Source organism: Kaistella jeonii, from assembly GCF_000812865.1.
In the GTDB taxonomy this organism is placed as follows: Bacteria; Bacteroidota; Bacteroidia; order Flavobacteriales; family Weeksellaceae; genus Kaistella; species Kaistella jeonii.
Genome location: NZ_JSYL01000002.1, coordinates 544,534 through 565,897 on the forward strand (window position 1 = coordinate 544,534; position 21,364 = coordinate 565,897).

Sequence of the window (21,364 nt, forward strand, 5' to 3'; positions counted from 1 at the left end):
AAGAAATTATCTCCAACCACCGCCTAATGCGCGATACAATTCAATCCCAGCATCTAACTTCGAATATTCTGCATTGGAAATATTGAGTTCAGCATTCAGTTGATTCACACTTGCGTTGAGAACTTCCAGATAATTTGCCATTCCATAATTTACCAATTCCTGAGAATAGTTGACGGAATTTTTATATGCTATCATTTCCTTTTGTTTCAAATTGATAAAACCATCTTGGGATTGATAAATTTTCAAGGCATCAGATACTTCTTTTCCTGCAGTGAGAACGGCTCTCCTAAAATTTAAATAAGCAATTTCTTTGTTGGCTAAACTCACTTCGTACTGCGTTCTGATCTGTCTTTTATTCAAAATTGGTTGCGCTAAACCTGTGACTACATTCGCAAAAAGTGAACTTGCACTAAAAAGTTGATCGATATCTCCGGAAACAATCCCTGCACTTCCAGTCAATCTCAAACTTGGATAAAACTGTGACTTTGCAAAATTGGTCATTTCAAACGCGTTTATTAAACGGTATTCTGCTGCCTTCACATCAGGACGGTTTTCCAATAAATTAGCGGGATAACCCAGAGCTAAACTTACCGGCATTTTCTGAGCATCAATCGTTGTTCTTTCAATCGCATGCGAAGGTTCAGCCATCAACAGACTCATCGTATTTTCGAGTTGAGAAATCTGAACATCAATATTAATTATTAAAGATTCTGCATTGAAAACTAAGGCTGCACTTTGCTGCACTGCAACTTCCGTTACAGTTCCGGCATCTTTCAAAGCTTTAGTCGTTTCGAGGTTTTTATTTCTTAAACTAATGGTTTCGTTGATTATTCTTTTCTGATCATCAAAAGTTAACAATTGATAATAAGCAGATGCAACCGCAGCAACCAAATCACTTTTTACGGCTTGATGCGCAGAAACAGTTCCTAAATAATTCGCAAATTCTGCTTTTTGCTGAGATTTTAATTTCCCCCAAATATCTGCTTCCCAACCAACATTTGCCGTAATATCAAATTGATTTCCGTATTTTCTTTGGTTTAAAAGCTGCCCCGACTGCGTATTTAACGACTGAGTTTGAAAGGTATAATTTGGACCTGCCGAAAGTGTCGGAAAATAAGCAGCCTTACTTTGTTTTAAATAAGAATCTGCTGCACTGATATTTTGCAGGGCAACTCTAACATCTAAATTATTTGCTAAAGCTTTGTCGATATGTTTTTGCAAAACCGGATCGGTAAAAATTTCTTTCCACGAAACAGTTGCCATGCTTGTAGAATCTTTCGGCAATAAATCGGTGCGAAAAAGATTTTCATTAACAACTTCTTTCGGTCTTTCATACTTTTCCCGCGTCATACAGGACGACAGAAGGAAAGCTGAAAAAAGAACTGAAAGTATTTTTATATTGAAGTATTTATTCATTTTTTTAATTTTCATAAAGATTTTGACTTTCAATTATTCGGAAAGATTGATTTCTTTTTCTTTTAAAGGTGATATTTTTTCCTGTAAAAACTGGAAAATTACATACAAGACCGGAATCGCAATTAAGCCGAAAAAAGTACCGATCAATAATCCTGCAGCTGCACCGGTTCCAATTGATCTATTTCCTACAGAGCCAATTCCTGTTGCAAATACCAAAGGCATCATTCCAAATATAAAGGCAAAAGAAGTCATCAAAATCGGACGTACTCTGGCTTTCGCTGCATTAATTGCAGACATAGCAATCGATTCGCCGTGATGTCGCCGCTGAACTGCAAATTCTACAATCAAAATTGCATTTTTTGCTAATAATCCAATCAACATAATAATCGCGATCTGGAAATAAATATTATTCTCTAACCCGAAAATTCTTTGTCCAAAAAAGGCTCCTACAACTCCTAAAGGCAAGGAAAGAAGTACTGAAAATGGCAGAATATAACTTTCATATTGTGCAGCCAAAATAAAGTAAACAAAAAGGAAACTCAATAAAAACACGACGTAAGTTTGAGAACCTGCCTTCATTTCTTCTTTTGATAAACCTGTAAATTCTACATTGTAATTCGCCGGCAGATTTTCAGCGGCAACTTCTTGTACAGCCTTGATCGCATCACCCGTGGAAAACCCTGGATTGCTTGAACCGCTTATTCCTACAGAAGTAAAAAGATTATACCGTTCTAAAGATTGTGGCCCAAAAGTTTTTTCTAAAGTAACGAATTGTGAAATTGGAGCCATCGCTCCGGAAGCTGTTTTCACGAACATAGAATTTAAATTTTCTGGAGATTTTCTATCATTAGGTAAAGCTTGAATCATCACCCGAAACTGTTTTCCGTACTTGGTGAAATCTGAGGAATAAATTCCACCGATATATCCTTGCATCGTACTTAGAATACTATTAATCGTTACGCCACTTTCTTTCGCTCGCGGAACATTAATTACCATCTGAAACTGCGGATAATTGGTATTAAAAGAAGTATTGGCAAACTGAATTTCAGGTCTCTTCATCAAAGCACCAACGAAACCTTGAGTAACTTTGTTCAATTCGGTAATATCTCCCCCAGATTTATCGAGCAAAACTGCAGAGAAACCATCACTCGAACCAAATCCTGGTACACTTGGAGGAGAGAAGAATATAATTTTAGCATCCGGATATTTTCCCGTCAAACCAAAAAGTTTTTTAGTGATATCATCTAAACTTTGCCCCTCTTCTTTACCACGTTCTTTGAAAGGTTTCAGTTTCACAAAAGCCTGCCCAATATTAGGACCTTGACCGGACATAAAACCACGACTTGCCGTAAATGTGACGTTCTGAACACCCGGTATTTTTCTTGCTTCCTTCTGAAGATCCTGCAAAACATTATAGGTTCTTTCCATAGAAGCTCCTGGCGGAAGTTGAATATCTGTAAATAAAATCCCCCGATCTTCTTTAGGAATAAATCCTGTCGGCATCGTAGAATTTGCCCACCAAAAAGTTAATCCACCTGCAGCGAAAATAATTAAAGTCACCCATTTATGTCTTAATAAAAAGGCGAATGAATTACCATATTTTCTAGTTGCAGCAGTAAATCCTGCATTAAATTTACTGAAGAATTTCTGCATAAAATTCATCTGTGAATATTCTTTGCTGTGATGTTCCGGTGCTTTCAAAAACAGAGAACACAATACAGGACTCAAAGTCAAAGCATTTACTGCTGAAATTAAAATCGCAATAATTAAAGTAATACCAAACTGCTGATAGAAAACGCCGGTTGGTCCTTTAAGAAATGTTACAGGAATAAATACTGCAGCCATTACTAAAGTGATTGAAATAATGGCACCTGTAATTTCATCCATCGCTTCTACGGTGGCTCTTTTAGCATCGGTAATTCCGTTTTCCATCTTGGCGTGAACGGCTTCAACGACGACAATTGCATCATCGACGACAATACCAATAGCAAGAACTAAGGCAAAAAGCGTTAATAAATTGATGGAATATCCAAGTAAATTCAAGAAAAAGAAGGTTCCAATAATCGAAACTGGAACTGCAATTGCTGGAATTAAAGTCGATCTGAAATCCTGTAAGAATAAAAATACTACTAAAAATACCAATACAAACGCCTCTAACAAAGTAGTAACTACTTTCTCAATTGAGGCATCTAGAAATTCATTGGTGTCGAAGTTAACGCTGTAACCAACTCCTTGTGGCAAAGTTTTTTCAGTTTCAGCAAGGAGAACTTTAATGTTTTTAATAATTTCCTGTGCATTAGAACCTGGAGTTTGAAAAATCCCCATACTAATTGCACGTCTACCATTATTTTCCCCAACACCGGCGTAAGTTTGCGCATCTAATTTTATTTCCGCGACATCTTTTAATTTTAAATATTCGCCGTTTCCTAAAGCACGAATAATAATATTTTCGAATTGACTAACGTCGTTAAATTTTCCTTTATAAGTGATTACGTATTGAAAAGAACTTCCGCTATTTTCGCCTAATGCTCCCGCTGCAGCTTCCCTTGATTGGTCATTAATCGCAGCAGAAACCTCAGAAGGTTCTAAACCATAAGCAGCCATTTTTGCTGGATCAAGCCAAACTCTCATGGCATAATTTTTCCCACCAAAAGCTTGAGCATCTCCAACGCCGTTTACCCTTTTCAGAGCCGGAATAATATTGATATTCATAAAATTCTGCAGCCAAACTTCATCCAACTTCGGATTTGCGGTGTAAAAAGTGAGATACATCAACGCACTCGTTTGCTGTTTATTCACTTGCACTCCGGAGCGGGTAACTTCGGAAGGCAAAAGTGGAATCGCACGCTGAACTTGATTCTGAACATTCACCGCAGCGATATCTGCATTTATTCCTTGTTTAAAGAAAATTTGGATTGAAGCGGAACCATTATTTCCAGCAGAGGAAGAAATATAATCCATTCCTTCCACTCCGTTTACTTGTTCTTCAATCGGAATAATCACACTATTCATAACGGTTTGCGCGTTTGCTCCCGTATAATTTGCTGAAATTCGAACCGTTGGTGGCGCGATATCAGGATACTGAGTTACCGGTAAAGCAATCAATCCAAGTATTCCCAAAATAACAATTAAGATGGAAATTACTGTTGATAAAACCGGTCTGTTTATAAATTTTTTAATCATCTTACTTTAGAAAATCGGCTTTATAGCATTAATTATATCGTCAAATTTTTTCGGTTGTGGTTTTACAGCAGTTCCGGATTTTAAAGTTCCAACTCCTTCTGCAACAACGACCTCTCCTTTTTCTGCGCCATCTTTAATAATCACCATATTATTTACGCGATCAATTATATTAATGACGGTACTTTTTGCGGTATCCTGTTTTACTTTATATACGTAAACCAAACCTTGTTGCTCATACGTTGCGCTTTCTGGTATTACCAAAGCATTATCATATTGAAGAGGAATTCTCACCGTTCCACTATTTCCGTTGCTCAATAATTTATTCGGATTCGGGAAAGAAACTCTAAACTGAATACTTCCTGTATTGGGGTCAATTTGACCAGTAACCGCTTTCACATATCCTTTCTCTGCATAAACATCATTGTTCGCCAATAATAATTCTACGGGTGGCATATTTTTTAATTTTTCCGGAACGGTAGCTCCTTTTGAATTTTTCAGAAAATCTAAATATTCTTTTTCATTCATAGAAAAATAAGCATACAATTCGCTTGTATCAGAAACTGTAGAAATAGGTGTTTGATCTCCTGGACCAACAAGACTCCCGTTTCGGAAATTAATTTTACCAATTACTCCAGAAATCGGTGCCCGAATAATCGAATAATCGATATTTGCCTGAACACCCTGAAAATTGGCTCGTGCTTGTGCAACTCCTGCGCTAGCTTCCTGTTTGCCCGCAATTGCCTGAGAGACCTGCGCTTGAGCACGTGCGAGATTTGCTTGAGCAGTCTGCAACTGAACATTGCTGATAATATTTTTTTCAACCAAAGGTTTCAGCTTATTCACTTCTACTTGTGCAGCGTTTACTGCAGATTGTGCAGCTTTCACATTTGCTTCAGAAGCTGCGACACTTGATTGTGCTGCTCCAACACCAGCTTTAGCAGCATATGCAGATTGATTTAGAGTATTAGTTTCTAAGCGGAACATCGGTTGACCTTTCGTAACAAATTGTCCTTCATCTACCAAGACTTGGGTAATATAACCTTGTATTTTTGCACGAACATCATTATTTACCCGACCTTCGATACTCGCCGGAAATGTAGAATAACCCGTGACATTTCTATTTTCTACTGCAACTGTAGAAACAACTTTTGGACCTTGAGGTGGTTTTTGGTCTTTCTTTTTGCAGGATAAAACCGACAAAACAAAGAAGGATAATAGAATGATTTTATTTTTCATGAATTTAATTTTCTAATTGAACTTCATCCAATTTCCTATAAATGAAGTTAGTATTTGCTATTATTTAAAGTTGATCAAGTGTGTCCTTTATATTGGTAATATTTTTCTTAAAGAGGTTGGTGTAAGTTTCAAATTTTTGAAGAGCAACTTCACAATCGGTATCCCTAAATTTTTTGAGATTCTCTAAAAGTAATAATTCGCGCTCCATTTTTTCGATAATTTCTTCGAAGCGTATTTTCATATATTTTTCATTCATTACGAAAAAACGTTTTCTTTCATCAATTTTATTAAAATCTTTAATAATATTAAGATTTAAAAGCAGATTAAGACTAGATGAAACTGAACTTTTACTCGCAGAAAAAATTTCTACAAACTCATCAAAAGAAATGCCCTTCCTTTCAAAATCAAAAATAAGATAAGCATAAATCTTCGCAGCAAGTGGCGGTAAATGGAAGGCTTCTCCATAAAAATTAACCATTTCTCTAAAGATTTCTTTGTCTATTTTCATTATTAATTTTAAAATTAAAGAGCAAAACTACAATTTAGTTCTGAACAAAACGAACCAAAACTAAATTTTAAGACTTTTTTATGATATACATAATAAATCATCCTTACTATTCAGAATTACATTTTACCAGAATAAGAGATAAGTCTAGTCAAAGATCATTAAGAGAATTCTACTTTAATTTATTAGTTTTGTTAGATGGATTTAAGAGATCAACTCAAAAATATTTTTCCTGACCACAAAGAACAGGATTTTGAAATGCCCGCAGAAAAATTTGTGCAGCAAGAACCACTTGTTTGTAAATTCGAAAAAAAAGGCAGACACGGTAAACCCGTAACTTTAGTTGAAGGTTTTGAAGGAAGCGATGAAGAGTTGAAAAAGATTTCAAAAAAGATCAAAACAACTTTAGGAATTGGTGGTTCGGAAAAGGATGGAATGATCATCATTCAAGGTGATAACCGTGACAAAATAATGACTATTCTAAAAGAAATGGGTTATAAAACAAAACGAGTTGGTGGATAAATAAGAAATAGATCTTTGTCTTAGGCATCATTTTTTGCAACCTGAAGGTGGTTGATTTTTCTATGGAATTTCCTGTGAGAATAAGAGTTTTTAGCTTTTTTAAATTTTTAAATTCTTCCGGAAGATCTTTCAATTGATTATTCGCAAGATTCATACTTACGATATTTTTTAATCCTTTTACTTTGCACGAAATTTCTTTAATATTATTTTGACTGCTGTTTAAAATTCTAAATTTTTTAATCGGAATAAATTTCGGGTAACTTTGCGATGCCGTTTTCTTGGAACTCCAGATATTTTATATCTTTTGCAAACTTCACGTCATTAATATGCTGCTTCTAAACGAAATAATGGCGCAGCATTGAGATTTGTTTTTGCATATTCGGGATAATGATAGGCAATATAAAATTCTATTTCTTTGTAAGAATTATATGTTAATTTTAAGGTCTTTTTTAACTTTTCAAGAGATATTTTATCTTCAGAAAAAAGATAAACATCTGATTTTAAAACGTCAATATTATTTTTGAAATTGAGCAGTCCTTTGCTAATCATGGTACATTCATTTTTAAAACCTCTATCTAAAGGATTAAATGACATTAGAGCCAATCCTAAAAAATATAGAAATAGAGAATAAAAGATAAAATTTCATTCCATTTTTATTTGCAAAAATATCGATCTAAGGTTACCATTTTTTTAACAGGAAATTAATTAATATTAACATTACTTCAGAAATTTTACTACCTTTAAGATCCTTTTTTAAGGACTTTTTAATTTAAATAATAAAAGTATGATTAATAAACTAGCTGCATCAGAATTGGTGCTCAATGACGACGGAAGTGTTTATCACTTAAATTTATTGCCAGAAGATATTGCCGGAAAAATAATGTTGGTGGGAGATCCAGACCGGGTTCCAAAAGTTTCAAAATATTTTGACAAGATTGAAGTCAAAAAAAATAAAAGAGAATTTCATACACATACCGGAACTTTACGTGGCGAAAGAATCACGGTAATGTCCACCGGAATTGGGACTGAAAATATCGATATCGTGATGAATGAACTCGATGCTTTGGTGAATATTGATTTAAAAAACAAGGAATTTAAAAGCGATCATACTGCGTTGGAATTATTCAGAATGGGAACTTGCGGTTCTGTAAATCCGGATGTTGAAGTTGATAATATGTTGGTGACAGAAAACGTGGTTGGTCTGGATGGATTGCTGCATTTTTACCAAGATTATGAGTTTGAAAATGAATTTTCTAGAAATTTTATGGCGAAATTTCCGTACGAGAAAATTAAACCGATGTTGTACTTTTCTGACTGGTCAAAAGAAATGGGAGAATATTACAAGGATGCGAAATACCACGGTAACACAGCAACTTTCCCAGGTTTTTATGCACCACAAGGAAGACAGCTTCGTTTGAAAGCGATTGACGATCAGTTTTTGGAAACCTTAAATGATCTGGGAGTAACGAATTTCGAGATGGAAACTTCTGCAATTTATGGACTTTCAAAATTGTTAGGCCATAAAGCGATTACGGTAAATTCTGTTATTGCAAATAGAAGAAGAGGCGAATTTTCTGCTGATCATCACGCTTCAGAAAAAAATATGATCGAGTGGGTTTTGGATCGGATTATTAAGTAAAAGATTCTTTAATATAAAAAAATGCGGTTCATTTCTTGAACCGCATTTTTTATTTACAATGGCAATAGACCAAATGATCATTCACCATTCCCGTAGCTTGCATGTGTGCATATATAACAGTTGATCCCAGAAATTTAAATCTCCTCTTCTTTAAATCTTTTGACAAATCATCTGAAATTACTGTCGTCGCGGGAACTTCTTGTAAAGTTTTCGGATGATTTATAATCGGTTTTCCATCTACGAAATTCCAAATATATTTTGAGAAATTGCCAAATTCTTTTTGAACTTCCTGAAATCTTTGAGCATTATTGATGGTTGCCAGAATCTTTAATCTATTTCTTATAATCCCGGCATTATTCATCAACTCCTCCACTTTATCCTCAGAATAGTTTGCAATTTTTTTATAATTAAAGTCTTCAAATGCTTTCTTGAAATTTTCTCTTTTCTTTAAAATCGTATACCAGGAAAGTCCGGCCTGAAAACTTTCTAATACTAAAAATTCAAAGATCGTTTCATCATCATATACGGGTTTTCCCCATTCATCATCATGATATTTTTTATATAAATCATCTTTCTCGGACCAACCGCAACGTACTATTTTCATTTGTTCGACTTTAGCTCAAAAATAAAAACATAATTATAAAATATATTATCAAAAGGAGTATAAATTGAAAATTTTAAGAAAACTTTATCAAATATTTAACATTATTTTGGCATATATAGGAATAGAACTTGCAGCTTAGTTATTGCGATTAATAAATATTAACATTAAACATTATTATCATGGACAGACAAGATTACAACAAAGCAGATGACGCGGTAGAAAAAGCAAAATGGAAAGTAAATGATTATGCTGACAGAGCACAAGATTATATCCGCGAACAAAAGGAAAAAAATACAGAACCTACGCATGAAGGCTGGATGGAAAGAGCAAAAGAAAATGTTTCTGACGCTTGGGAATCCACCAAAGATGCTGTTTCTAACGTTTGGGAAAAAACCAAAGATGCATCTGTAGATGCACAGGCAGAAATAAAAAAGGCGACAAACTAAACTCGTTTTTTCATAATATTAAGAACCGTATTGACTACGGTTCTTTTTTTATGCGTTTAACAGTAAAAATTATTTAAATTTGTCTAAAATTAAGAATATGTCATACGGATTACTAAAAGGTAAGAAAGGAATTATTTTTGGAGCTTTAAACGATCAGTCTATCGCCTGGAAAGTTGCGGAGAGATGTCATGAAGAAGGCGCAGAATTTATTCTTTCGAACGCACCAATCGCAATGAGAATGGGAGAAATTGACGAATTAGCGAAGAAAACTGGTTCTGATGTTATTGCTGCAGATGCAACTTCGATGGAGGATTTGGAAAAACTTTTTGCCCATGCTGAGCAAAAATATGGCAAAATCGATTTTATCATGCACTCAATTGGAATGTCCGTAAACATTAGAAAAGGAAAAACTTACACTGATCTTAACTATGATTTTTTAGAAAAAGGGTGGGATGTTTCTTCAGTATCTTTTCATAAAGTCATGAAAACTGCTTGGGATAAAAATATTATGAACGAATGGGGATCAATTTTGGCTTTAACTTATATCGCTGCTCAAAGAACATTCCCGAATTATGGCGATATGGCAGATAACAAATCTTATCTTGAAAGTATTGCAAGAAGTTTCGGATATTATTGGGGCGACCGTAAAGTTCGTGTAAATACCATTTCTCAATCTCCAGTGATGACAAAAGCAGGTGCAGGTGTAAAAGGAATAAGTGGCTTTTTCAATTTTGCAGATAGCATGTCTCCGCTTGGAAATGCTGATGCGCTTGATTGTGCAAACTATTGCGTGAGTCTTTTCTCAGATCTTACAAGAAAAGTAACGATGCAGAATCTTTTCCACGACGGTGGATTCAGTAAAACTGGCGTTTCCCAGAAAATTGTAGATAAATTTGAAGATTTACAATAAGTTCATCTTTAATTAGAATATAAATTTCGTCTCAGATTAATGAGACGGAATTTTTTATTGAATTCTTAAATTTTTAATTTCATAAATGAATTTTTCAACAATTTCATCAGTCGTTGTCCAGGAAGTAATTAACCGAACAGCAGATTTTACTTCATCAATTTTTTTCCAAACATAGAAATCGAAATTCCGCGAAAGTTTTTCAATCTGTGAGTTGCTTAAAATTGGAAAAATCTGATTCGTAAAGGTTTCGCTAAGAAAATCACAACCAATTTCCTGGAAAGCTTTCTTTATTTTCATAGCTTGTTGATTCGCATGTTTTGCCAAGTCAAAATAGAGATCATCTTTTAATAACTCCTGAAACTGAATTCCCAGCAAACGGCCTTTTGCGAGCATTGCTCCTTTTTGTTTCAAATGAAAGCCAAATTCTTTTTGTAGATTTTCATTATTAATGATAATCGCTTCACCGATCAAAGCACCGTTTTTTGTTCCACCCAAATAAAAAGCATCGGTATACTTACTAAAATCTTCTAAAGACAAATCATTCGTTTCCGCAGTTAGAGCATTGCCAAGTCGAGCGCCATCAACAAATAAATACAGGTCTTTTTCCTGACAGAACTGGTATAGACCAACCAATTCTTTTTTAGAATAAATGGTTCCAACCTCCGTAGAATTTGAAATATAAACCAATTTCTGTTTAACCTGATGTGGTTTATTTTGGTGAACATCAATAATTTTCTGAATATCTTCCGGTCGAATTTTACCATTCTGAGTTTCGATCGCATGAACCTTATGACCGGTTGCTTCAATTGCACCACTTTCGTTGGTAAAAATATGTCCAGTAGCTGCTGAGACTACACTTTCGTGAGGTTTCAAGAATGCAGAGATGATAATTAAATTTGCTTGCGTTCCACCCGAAACAAAATATACTTTTGCTTGTGGATTTTTAATCTTTTGCTGGATTAAATATTCAGCATTCAGACAGCAATCATCAAGTCCATATCCGTTTTGCTGCACTAAGTTGGTCTTAGCAAGCACTTCTAAAATTCTCGGATGGCAACCTTCTGAATAATCATTTTTAAAGGAAAATTTCATAAAATAAAAATAAACAAAATACGTGAAAACACGGTACGAAATACCGTAAATAAACCCGCGATTTTTATTAATAATAAGAGCACCTTTGATTAACAGAAATAAACACAGAAAAAACTAATAACTATTTTCTTATCCTGTGATTACTTTTAATTTTTTATAGGTTATTTCTTCTTGTTAAACTGAAACTCATCTTTATGGTGAGTTTTCTTTGTCTAATATTATTGTTAGATTTGCACTATTGTTAATCTAACTACTATGATTTCCCTTACCGAAGAAAATTATCTGAAAGCTATTTTCCATCTAATCAATGATGAAAACACCGTAACCATTAATGAAATGAGCAAGTTTCTGAATGTGAAAATGCCGAGTGTGAATAACATGATGAAGAAATTTGCAGATAAAAAGTGGGTGATCTATGAAAGTTACAAACCTTTAAAGATAACAGATTCGGGGAAAATGCAAGCTGCTTTGGTCGTGAGAAAACATCGATTAACCGAAATGTTTTTGGTAGAAAAAATGAATTTCGGGTGGGAAAATGTACATGAAATTGCAGAGCAGGTAGAACACATTCAATCAGAAATGTTTTTTGATAAAATGGATGAATTGCTACATCATCCTAAATTTGATCCACACGGAGAACCTATTCCAGATAAAGACGGAAACATTATCGCGCAACATTTAAAAAAATTGAGCAGTTGCAAAGAAGGAAATAATGTTATTTTCACCGCAGTTATTATTACCGATGATGATTTTCTTAGTTTTCTAAATGCGAAAAATCTTGAACTAGGAACGAAAATCGAAATACTGGAAATCGAAAAATACGACGGATCAATGAACGTAAAAATTGAGGGAAAAACTGTCATTTTAAGTAAACTCGTAAGCGAAAAAATATTGGTGAAAGAATAGATTTTAGAGATCAAGTGTTTTTGGAACATTGCCCGAATTCCCTTAACTTTGTAACATTCACAATAAATTTAATAAAAAATAAAAATATGTCAAAAGCAATTTCGCAAGTTCCATTCGCAATCAACGAGCCGGTAAGAACTTATGAACCAGGTTCTGATGAAGTAAAATCATTGATCGCCACTTATAAAAAAATGTGGAAAGAGAAATCTGCAATTCCAATGATCATCAATGGAAAAGAAGTTACGAGTGAGAATAAAGTGAACATCAGTTCACCACAAGATCATCAACACGATCTAGGTTTCTACTATAAAGGAACGATGGAAAATGTTGACGAAGCCATCAATACCGCTCTTGCTGCGAAAGAAAAATGGAATAATCTAGGTTGGGAACAGCGCGCTGCGATTTTTCTGAAAGCTGCAGATCTAATTGCAGGACCATACAGAGATCGTCTGAATGCTGCGACGATGATCGGACAGAGCAAAAATGTTCATCAGGCAGAAATTGATGCTGCTTGCGAATTTATCGATTTTTTGCGTTTCAATGTAGAATTTATGACCGAAATGTACAGCGAACAACCAGTTTCTGACACCGGAATTTGGAACAGATCTGAATACAGACCTCTGGAAGGTTTCTGTTTTGCGGTGACGCCGTTTAATTTTACAGCGATCGCTGGAAATCTGCCAACTTGTATGGCAATGATGGGAAATGTTGTGGTTTGGAAACCTTCAGACAAACAGATTCTTTCTGCTAAAGTTTTGATGGATGTATTTATGGAAGCGGGTTTACCTGCAGGAGTAATCAACATGATCTTTACAGATGGAAAAAGTACTGCTGAAAAAATTATGTCACACCCAGATTTCGCAGGATTGCATTTTACAGGTTCTACGAAAGTTTTCCAGGGAATGTGGAAAATGATCGGAAACAGTATCGATTTGTTTAAAACTTACCCAAGAATTGTTGGAGAAACAGGCGGAAAAGATTTCGTTGTAGCGCATTCTTCTGCAAATGTAGAAGCGGTTGCAACAGGTCTTGTTCGTGGCGCTTTCGAATATCAAGGTCAAAAATGTTCAGCTGCTTCCAGAGCTTATATTCCAAAATCAATTTGGAATGATGTGAAAGCAGTGATGGAATCTCAATTAAAAACTGTAAAAATGGGAAGTCCGGAAGATCCTTCTAACTTCGTGAATGCAGTGATCGATAAAAATTCTTTCGAGAAATGTGAAGGTTATATTGAAAGAGCAGCGAAATCTGTAGATGCTGAAGTAATTATTGGTGGTAAATGCGATGATTCAAAAGGATGGTTTGTAGAACCTACCGTAATTTTGACCACCAATCCAAAATACGAATCGGTTTGTGAAGAAATCTTTGGACCAATTCTTTCCATTTATGTTTATGAAGATAAGGACTGGGCAGAAACTTTGAAACTGGTAGACGAAACTTCACCTTATTCATTAACAGGAGCAGTTTTCGCACAAGACCGTTACGCAATTGCTGAAGCTTACAAAGCTTTGGAAAATGCCTCAGGAAATTTCTACATCAATGATAAGCCAACAGGAGCAGTTGTAGGACAACAACCTTTTGGAGGAGCGAGAGCTTCTGGAACCAATGATAAAGCAGGATCTAAAATGAACTTAATGAGATGGGTTTCTGTACGAAGCATCAAAGAAACTTTTGTTTCACCGAAAGATTACAAATATCCTTATTTGGGATAATTAAAAACCTTTAGTTATAAAAATGAACTCTGTCTTTCTGACAGAGTTTTTATTTGAGGGAATTAGATATAAAATAGAACTTAATTCTAAAATACAATGTTACAACTCCTCTAAATAACTGAAATCAAATATTTTAACAAAATTTTAAGGTTTAAAATAATTTGATGGCACGCTTTTTACAATTAAAGAAGTATTAAATTAAATTTTTTCAAAACAACTTAAAACTTAAAATTATGAGCACTAAAAAAAATGGCTTATTAGCATTACTAGGACTTGGAGCATTGGCATGGTGGAAATATAAAAATTCTACACCTGAAGAAAAACAAGCGGTGAAAGATACGATCAATACTGCAAAAGATAACTTCAGCAAATTTGGAAGTGATTTGAAATCAAAAGCAAATGATGTTGCTTCTCAGGTTCAAAACAAAGTTGATCAGGCAAAAACTTCAATGGAAGAAACTGCAAATCAAAACTAAAAATTATCTTTAATATATTTTAGCAGACCGTAGTGTATTTTACATTGCGGTTTTTTGCGCAAAAAAATTCCCGAAGATTTCGGGAATTTTTATTTTATAGTAAAGTGAAATCTATTTCAATAATTCATTGAAAGTATCTCCCTGTCGAATATCTCCGGTGTTATAGCCTTTCATAAACCACTCTTTTCTTTGTGCAGAACTTCCGTGCGTGAAACCTTCCTGATTAACATAACCTTGGGAACGTTTCTGAATATTATCATCGCCGACCGCTTCAGCTGCAGAAATGGCAGATTCGATATCTCCCGGTTCTAAGATATGTTCTCTGTTATCGGTTTGTTTTGCCCAGACTCCAGCATAAAAATCTGCCTGAAGTTCTGTGGCTACAGAAACTCTATTCATTTCAGCTTCAGAATATCTTCCGCTTGATCTTAACTGATCTACTTTTTGAGTAGTTCCTAAAAGTGTTTGTACGTGATGCCCAATTTCGTGCGCCATCACATAAGCAATTGAAAACTCGGTAACCTTTGCGCCAAACCTTTGTTCGAGTTCTTTGAAAAAGCTCATGTCCATATAAACCGTTTCATCTGCAGGACAATAAAAAGGTCCCATCGCAGCTTGTGCTGTTCCACAACCAGACTGCGTTACACTTTCAAACATAACTACTTTCGGCGCTTTGTACTGCATTCCGTTATCCTGAAAAAATTTACCCCAGGTTTTCTCTGTTTCTACAGTAACCATTGAAACAAAATCTTTAACCTTTAATTCATCCGGCGTTAAATTACGCTGTTCAGTTTGTTGGGGAGAACCGCCTCCTGAAGAAAGAATTGCGGAAGGATCACCACCCAGAAAAAATATAATGGCTGCGATAATAAGCGTTCCCAGACCGCCGCCGACCATCATTCCACCACCGCCGCCCGAACCGCGTCTGTCATCAACATTACCACTTCTATCATTGGTCCATTTCATAAGGTATATTTTAAAATATTAATTGAATTAAAATTACAAAAATTTTATTTATTGAGGTTATTTTCTTTCAACCAATAACATAAAGATTGGCAAATTACTAAAAACGAAAGTTGCGATATTTTTAGATATTTCTATAAATAAATTTAAAGTTTAATTATTTAAAAATATTCATTTGCTCATTATAAATAGGACTTCCAATGTTTAAAAAATTTAAAACACTGTGGAAGACGTAATTTTGAGTGAGCACTTTATTTGGTTTCAATTGTCTCGCGCTGTTATCCGAAGTCCAAACGATAAAAGGGATCTCATATTGTTGTTTGGGTGCGATACTGATGGGTAAACCGTGCATATATAAATTATTTTCTCCTAAAGATTCACCGTGGTCAGAAACAAAAATCATAGCACTTTTATAATCTTTTAGTTGTTTTAAATCTTCAATCACATTCGCTAAAAGATAGTCGGTATAAACGATCGTGTTGTCATAAGCATTGACGAGTTCTGTGTGAGAACAATTTCCTAATTCAACACTGTTGCATACCGGTTTGAAAGTCTCAAACTGTGCTGGATATTTCTTAGAGTAAGTTGGGCCGTGACTTGTGCTTGTATGCAAAACGATCAGAATTTTATTTTTTTTGCTGGCTAAAATTTCCTCTTTTAATCCAGACAAAAGAATGCCATCATAATTGCAGCCATCGCCTTTGCAGTTCGGCATTAAGGCTTCTCTATTTTCGTAATTTTTGATATGAACGGGCGGTTCACCCCAATTTGTAGTTCTCCAGACAACGTCGACATTATTTCTATATAGATAATTGGGCAAAATTTCATACAGCTCATCTGTATTTTGATGTTCTAAAATACTTTTTACACCAGCAGTTGTGTAAGTGGCATCGGAAGTTGCATTAAAATGAGAAACATTTGGAATTTTTGAAAGTAGTGGATTCGTATTTTTTGGATAGCCGTACAAAGAAAAGTTTTCGCTTCTTGCAGATTCTCCGATCACTAAGATAACGACCGATTTCTGATTGTCTTTTATAGTCGCATTTGGTAGTAAAATCTCTTTCTCATTCTTCTTGAATTCATGAATGTAAAACAGAGGAATATTGACCGCATAAGACCATGGCATTGCAAGTCCACCCAATGTTTTTGAATTTTTATCAATCCATAACCAATTGCTTGCATTGGCAAATGCTAAGGTTACAAGAAATAATAAAGTAAGCGAAATGGAGACAAAAAACTTCTTTACCGTTACATTTATTATTTTGGCTTTAACGATAAAAATACTGGGAATAATACCTAACAGAACAACGTATAAAACTAATTTAATAGAGAAGAAACTGCTGGACTCAGAATAGTTGGTATTGAGCACGTTTCCGATCATGCTTTCGTCGATAATAACGCTGTAAGTATTTATAAAGTAAACTGCAACCGCATTAATAATAAAAAATACGACCAGCAAAAATTTACCCACAAAACGTGAAAGAAAGAAAAAGAGGAAAAGCGCAAAAGCATTGGCGACCAACATTGCAATCACTAGACTAATAATTATCGAAACACCGGTAAAGCTTTTATAATCTACGTTATTAAAAACAAATTTGAAAAAAGGATAATGAAACAACAGAAAAAGAAGCGCACTCATTATTAGCACAAAATGAGTTATTTTGATATCATTTTTTAACATATACATAAACAATTTTATAGAGTGAAACGCATAAAATAACTAAGGCCATATAAAAGACGAACACATTTTCAGTAATTATTTTATTGATCAGAGAACCACAAATAACCAGGATTAATACCATGAAAATGGGGAAGTATTTTTTGTTCCCGACCCAACTTAAAATTTTATATTTTCTGCAGATAAAAATACCGATCAGTCCAGAAATATATCCGATGATACTGCCGATAATAACATCAAGCGGATGATGGGCTCCAACTCCCACTCTTGAAGATGCAATAAATAATCCTAAAGCGATAATGAAAAAGATCCATAAAAATTTAAACTTGAAATCTTTGGGCATAAATGAATAAAGCAAAACCGTAAGTGTCGTAAATATGGTGATAGAATGACCAGAAGGTAAACTGGAATATCCAACAGCAGTTTTTCCGACGATGATGAAAAGATCATTATCATAAACAACTGCGGGTCTCGGGACATCAAATAAATTCTTCAGTCCATTCGAAAATACGAGAGAAACCAAAGACGCAGATATTAAAGCCTCCCAAATTTTGGGAGCATACACCAGGAAAATAATTAAGAACGACAAAAAAATGGAAGCATCTCCAACTTGCGTTAGATTATACTCAAGATTGGGAAATTGGCCTAAATGATGGTTGAGAAAAAAGAAGCAATTCTTTTGAATTTTCGTGTATTGATAGGCATTTAAAGAATTTTGACTGTAAAGAAATAAGACAATTGCAATCAACAAAACCAGAGGTAAAATAAATAAGGAAAGCTTGAGCTTCGAGTAATTATTAATAACGGTGGTGTTCATTACGCTTCTTGTTTTACAGATTTACTTTTTAAAATTCATTATATCTACATTGTGTTCGGAATTAATAAATAAAACTCAAACATCATTCAAATTAGGAAATTGCAGCAAAAGGAATGGTTTAAATTTCAGCTAAAATTAAAATCCGATCTGACCCAGTTTAGCATTTAATTTCTTCTTAAAATCGATCATTTGTAACGCCGTAACAGCAGCTTCAATGCCTTTGTTTCCTAGGTCGCCACCACTTCTTGCGATAGATTGTTCCTTGTTATCATCAGTTAAAAGACAGAAAATTGTGGGTACATCGGTCAAAATATTACAGTCTTTGATTCCTTGCGCAACCGCAGAGCAAACATAATCAAAATGTGGAGTTTCACCGCGAATCACACAACCAATTGCAATAACAGCATCAAAAATCCCTTCTTTGCACAATTGCATCGACGCGTAATTTAACTCAAAAGCTCCCGGAACTTTGAAAACTTTTATATTATCTTCTTTTACGCCTTCTTTTTTAAGGACTTCTAAAGCGCCATCGCGAAGGTTATAAGTTACAAAATCATTCCATTCTGAAACAACAATGCCAATTCTAAAAGAACCGGCATCATTAATCTGTAATGGTTTGTAATCTGAAAGATTTACAGTTGCCATCGTTTATTTTATTTAGTAATATTTTACCATTTCGATATAAGAATCAGACATTCCGTTATCGTAATCTTGATATTTTTCGTCAATCGTAGAGAAATATTTTTTAGCATCTGCATTTTTCTTCAATGCCAATGCAACCAATCCGGCTTTTCTTGTAAAATAATAAGAAGTATAAGGATCGTTGGAAGCAGAAGTAGCCTTATCTAAAAGTGACAACGCGTCATCATTCTTATTAAGATTACTTTGACAATCAGCCATCGCACCATATTTCAATGCCATTAAAACTTTATTATCAGAAGAAAATTTATCTAATAAATCATAAGATTCCTGATATTTTCCTTCTTTGAATTTCAAAAGACCTGCGTTGTAAGCAGAAAGTTTTCCAACTTTAGTTCCTGAATAATCATTGTAAGTTCCTAAGAAACCAGGATTTGCGGCAGTTTTACCACCTAAAGCCAATTCATCTTTACCGTCGGCTAAATTTTTCTGAGCAGAAAGATAGCTTAAAATCGCTTCTTCATTTCGAGGAGCAACGTAAAACTGTTGGTAAGCAAAATATCCTAAAACTGCCAAAACCATCGCTCCAAAAATAGTGATTAATGTTTTCGCGTGCTTCTCAACGAATCTTTCGGTATCTAATGCACCTCGGTCTAAGTCTTTGAAAACTTCAACAGTTTCCTTTCCTTCCATTTCTTTTTTGCTCGTGTGCGGTGTATGCTGTTTTGCCATAATTATTGTAAAAATTGAAGTGCAAATTTAACTGTTTTTGAACGATTTACAAAATTATGTCTGAAAAAACATTTTTTTTAAAAATCAGGACCTAAATCCCCAATTATTCTTCGATAAAAACAGTAAATAATTGATTTAATATTCTAAAATTGAATGTACGGTTGCGTTGAATTGTTTTAATCTTTCTTCACCGTGCAGGTCTTTTAATCCAATTAAAAAACTGAACTGTACAACTTTTGCACCTTGTTTCTCAACCAGTTTCGCAGCAGCTTCTGTAGTTCCGCCCGTCGCTAATAAATCGTCGTGAACTAAAATTCTTTGTCCGGGTTTTATTTGTCCGGTTCGCATTTCTATCTCTGCGGAACCATATTCTAAATCGTATTTTTCCCCAACAAATGGTGGCGGTAATTTTCCTTTTTTTCTTATTAATACAAAAGGAACTTCTAGCGCTACAGCGATTGCAATCCCAAAAAGATAGCCGCGACTTTCAATTCCGCAAACTGCATCAACTTTTCCACGACTGAAATCAGCGAGATCTGCAATGACTTCTTCGTACAACTTTGGATTAAGAAAAATCGGCGTAATATCTTTGAACTGAATTCCGGGTTTCGGAAAATCCGGGATATTTTCTATGGTATTTTCTAATTGATGAATCAATTCAGATTTTGTCATTTTAGTTTATTTTGTAGCTGGAAATTTTCCACTCGCCATTAACATTCTTTAATCCAAAGGTTACCAAAAGTGCCGTTGTTTTACCATTTTTATCGGTAACATCATACGTTGCATTTACACTGGAAGAATTAGAGGTCGTCTTTGGTGCGGAGATATTTTTAACAGTAATATTTTTAACTCCGCCGAAACCTGAAGTCGGATTGGAGAAATTATCAAATGAACCCCAGTTTGGATTATCTGAAGTTTCGTACGCTCCTTTTAAATTCTGAGCGTTCAGATTATTCAGAAATTTAGAAACACTGGCTTTCGGATCAGCGGGAGGAGCAACAGCTGGAGTAGTTGCCTGCGGATCGGTTGGGTTTTCCGTTGGAGTAACCGTTGTAGTCGGATTTTGATTTGCAGGATTATCTGCTGGGTTTCCTACGGGCATTAAAAGTGCTTTCGGATTAACAGTCACGCCAATTTTCGACATTTTAAATGTTTTTTTCGTAGTTTTTACTGAAACGGTAATGTCGATTTTGTTATCTATAATTTTCTGCGAAGGTAAAGCGGAAAATTTCAAATTAAAACCTTTGAAGTTATTATCCTGCATTAAATTTTTAGCGTTCAAAATTTTAGTTCCATTGCTGAACACTTCGAGAATGGCTTCTAAACCAGCACCTGTAAAAGCAATCGGTTTACCCGTCGCATCTAGCAGCCGAGGAACGATCTGCAACGATTTCGGACCCAAAACACTGTCAACAGCAATCGGAGTTGTAACTACATTTAAAGAACTCGCTGAAATATCGTTTGGATCAGCTTCTTTTGCTAAAACATTTCCGAAAATATTCATTTCACCCAAAGAAGGTGGACCTGTACTTGACCAATCGATACCATTTTTTTGAGCAACTTGATCGGCAAGACTAAAAATTTCGGGAACTTTATTACCATTAATTAATTTTCCTAATGCTTTCAGTTCGTTGATATCACCATCAGCTTCAACCCCAAAAGTCTTGATAATATAAAGAGCTTCGTTGAATTTAACCTGCTTCAGAGTGTTCAAACTCGCCGTCATATCATTAATACTGGACTGCAGCGTCTGCGTAGTGGTCGCATCAACTTTATCTTTTCTGCATCCGATAAGAAGAAAGCTAAAAAGCAATAACACCAAAATTTGTTTCATAATAAGTGATTTATACAAATTTAAAAAAAATCCCGACATAATGCCGGGATAATA

At 34.8% G+C, this 21,364-nt stretch carries 22 protein-coding genes; 7 read left to right on the forward strand and 15 right to left on the reverse strand.

The window, feature by feature from the left end; translation table 11 throughout:
* Positions 1 to 6 precede the first annotated feature (6 nt).
* The 4 genes from OA86_RS05160 to OA86_RS05175 form a co-directional block, all read right to left on the reverse strand.
* Complete coding sequence (locus tag OA86_RS05160) at positions 7 to 1,416, reverse strand: efflux transporter outer membrane subunit (RefSeq protein WP_039350518.1); 1,410 nt, start codon at positions 1,414 to 1,416, stop codon at positions 7 to 9.
* 33 nt (positions 1,417 to 1,449) lie between these two features.
* Complete coding sequence (locus tag OA86_RS05165; RefSeq protein ID WP_039349779.1) at positions 1,450 to 4,599, reverse strand: efflux RND transporter permease subunit; 3,150 nt, start codon at positions 4,597 to 4,599, stop codon at positions 1,450 to 1,452.
* Positions 4,600 to 4,605: 6 nt separating this feature from the next.
* Positions 4,606 to 5,835 carry an efflux RND transporter periplasmic adaptor subunit gene (locus OA86_RS05170; RefSeq protein ID WP_039349781.1) on the reverse strand — a complete coding sequence of 410 codons (1,230 nt, stop codon included), beginning with the start codon at positions 5,833 to 5,835 and terminating at the stop codon, positions 4,606 to 4,608.
* Positions 5,836 to 5,899: 64 nt separating this feature from the next.
* The gene (locus OA86_RS05175) at positions 5,900 to 6,343 is read right to left on the reverse strand and encodes a hypothetical protein (protein ID WP_039349783.1); all 444 of its coding nucleotides are present in this window, start codon (positions 6,341 to 6,343) and stop codon (positions 5,900 to 5,902) included.
* Between the two features lie 195 nt (positions 6,344 to 6,538).
* Between OA86_RS05175 and OA86_RS05180 the strand changes: the two genes are divergently transcribed.
* Positions 6,539 to 6,862, forward strand: coding sequence for a translation initiation factor (locus OA86_RS05180; protein WP_039349785.1), 324 nt, complete (start codon positions 6,539 to 6,541; stop codon positions 6,860 to 6,862).
* On the opposite strand, the gene OA86_RS16170 is transcribed toward OA86_RS05180, so the two are convergent.
* Complete coding sequence (locus tag OA86_RS16170; protein WP_074781373.1) at positions 6,816 to 7,016, reverse strand: leucine-rich repeat domain-containing protein; 201 nt, start codon at positions 7,014 to 7,016, stop codon at positions 6,816 to 6,818. The two genes, OA86_RS05180 and OA86_RS16170, sit on opposite strands and share 47 nt — an antisense overlap.
* 167 nt (positions 7,017 to 7,183) lie before the next feature.
* Positions 7,184 to 7,411, reverse strand: a complete 228-nt coding sequence (locus OA86_RS05185) for a hypothetical protein (RefSeq protein ID WP_126340460.1) — start codon at positions 7,409 to 7,411, stop codon at positions 7,184 to 7,186.
* 235 nt (positions 7,412 to 7,646) lie between these two features.
* Here OA86_RS05185 and OA86_RS05190 point away from each other — a divergent pair, with 235 nt between their 5' ends.
* Positions 7,647 to 8,501 carry a nucleoside phosphorylase gene (locus OA86_RS05190; protein ID WP_039349789.1) on the forward strand — a complete coding sequence of 285 codons (855 nt, stop codon included), beginning with the start codon at positions 7,647 to 7,649 and terminating at the stop codon, positions 8,499 to 8,501.
* Positions 8,502 to 8,550: 49 nt separating this feature from the next.
* On the opposite strand, the gene OA86_RS05195 is transcribed toward OA86_RS05190, so the two are convergent.
* On the reverse strand, positions 8,551 to 9,105 hold the full coding sequence (locus OA86_RS05195; RefSeq protein ID WP_039349793.1) for a DNA-3-methyladenine glycosylase I: 555 nt from the start codon (positions 9,103 to 9,105) through the stop codon (positions 8,551 to 8,553).
* 179 nt (positions 9,106 to 9,284) lie between these two features.
* Here OA86_RS05195 and OA86_RS05200 point away from each other — a divergent pair, with 179 nt between their 5' ends.
* Both OA86_RS05200 and OA86_RS05205 read left to right on the forward strand, forming a co-directional pair.
* Complete coding sequence (locus OA86_RS05200) at positions 9,285 to 9,551, forward strand: hypothetical protein (RefSeq protein ID WP_039349795.1); 267 nt, start codon at positions 9,285 to 9,287, stop codon at positions 9,549 to 9,551.
* Positions 9,552 to 9,648: 97 nt separating this feature from the next.
* Entirely contained in the window at positions 9,649 to 10,461 is an 813-nt protein-coding gene (locus OA86_RS05205) for an enoyl-ACP reductase FabI (RefSeq protein WP_039349798.1), read from the forward strand.
* Between the two features lie 54 nt (positions 10,462 to 10,515).
* Here the strand turns inward: OA86_RS05205 and OA86_RS05210 are convergent, their stop codons facing one another.
* Positions 10,516 to 11,553, reverse strand: coding sequence for a threonine aldolase family protein (locus tag OA86_RS05210; protein WP_039349801.1), 1,038 nt, complete (start codon positions 11,551 to 11,553; stop codon positions 10,516 to 10,518).
* Positions 11,554 to 11,808: 255 nt separating this feature from the next.
* On the opposite strand from OA86_RS05210, the gene OA86_RS05215 reads away from it, so the two are divergent.
* The 3 genes from OA86_RS05215 (at position 11,809) to OA86_RS05225 (ending at position 14,647) form a co-directional block, all read left to right on the forward strand.
* Complete coding sequence (locus tag OA86_RS05215; protein WP_039349804.1) at positions 11,809 to 12,459, forward strand: metal-dependent transcriptional regulator; 651 nt, start codon at positions 11,809 to 11,811, stop codon at positions 12,457 to 12,459.
* Between the two features lie 86 nt (positions 12,460 to 12,545).
* The gene (pruA, locus tag OA86_RS05220) at positions 12,546 to 14,171 is read left to right on the forward strand and encodes an L-glutamate gamma-semialdehyde dehydrogenase (RefSeq protein ID WP_039349806.1); all 1,626 of its coding nucleotides are present in this window, start codon (positions 12,546 to 12,548) and stop codon (positions 14,169 to 14,171) included.
* A 233-nt stretch (positions 14,172 to 14,404) separates the two neighbouring features.
* A complete protein-coding gene (locus OA86_RS05225; protein WP_039349808.1) occupies positions 14,405 to 14,647 on the forward strand; it encodes a YtxH domain-containing protein in 243 nt (80 codons plus the stop codon).
* 111 nt (positions 14,648 to 14,758) lie between these two features.
* Here OA86_RS05225 and ypfJ read toward each other — a convergent pair whose 3' ends face one another.
* From ypfJ to OA86_RS05260, 7 genes are all read right to left on the reverse strand, one after another.
* Positions 14,759 to 15,613, reverse strand: coding sequence for a KPN_02809 family neutral zinc metallopeptidase (gene ypfJ, locus OA86_RS05230; RefSeq protein ID WP_039349810.1), 855 nt, complete (start codon positions 15,611 to 15,613; stop codon positions 14,759 to 14,761).
* Positions 15,614 to 15,767: 154 nt separating this feature from the next.
* Positions 15,768 to 17,291 (reverse strand): phosphoethanolamine--lipid A transferase EptA, encoded by a 1,524-nt coding sequence (gene eptA, locus OA86_RS05235; RefSeq protein ID WP_039349812.1) that lies wholly within the window; start codon positions 17,289 to 17,291, stop codon positions 15,768 to 15,770.
* A complete protein-coding gene (locus OA86_RS05240; protein ID WP_039349814.1) occupies positions 17,278 to 18,105 on the reverse strand; it encodes a phosphatase PAP2 family protein in 828 nt (275 codons plus the stop codon). The genes eptA and OA86_RS05240 overlap by 14 nt, the downstream gene beginning before the upstream one ends.
* Before the next feature lie 135 nt (positions 18,106 to 18,240).
* Positions 18,241 to 18,750 carry a 6,7-dimethyl-8-ribityllumazine synthase gene (ribH, locus tag OA86_RS05245; RefSeq protein ID WP_039349817.1) on the reverse strand — a complete coding sequence of 170 codons (510 nt, stop codon included), beginning with the start codon at positions 18,748 to 18,750 and terminating at the stop codon, positions 18,241 to 18,243.
* A gap of 12 nt (positions 18,751 to 18,762) precedes the next feature.
* The gene (locus tag OA86_RS05250) at positions 18,763 to 19,476 is read right to left on the reverse strand and encodes a YfgM family protein (protein WP_039349819.1); all 714 of its coding nucleotides are present in this window, start codon (positions 19,474 to 19,476) and stop codon (positions 18,763 to 18,765) included.
* A 135-nt stretch (positions 19,477 to 19,611) separates the two neighbouring features.
* Positions 19,612 to 20,148, reverse strand: a complete 537-nt coding sequence (locus OA86_RS05255) for an adenine phosphoribosyltransferase (protein ID WP_039349820.1) — start codon at positions 20,146 to 20,148, stop codon at positions 19,612 to 19,614.
* Position 20,149: 1 nt separating this feature from the next.
* A complete protein-coding gene (locus OA86_RS05260; protein ID WP_039349823.1) occupies positions 20,150 to 21,310 on the reverse strand; it encodes a DUF6694 family lipoprotein in 1,161 nt (386 codons plus the stop codon).
* Positions 21,311 to 21,364: the final 54 nt, after the last annotated feature.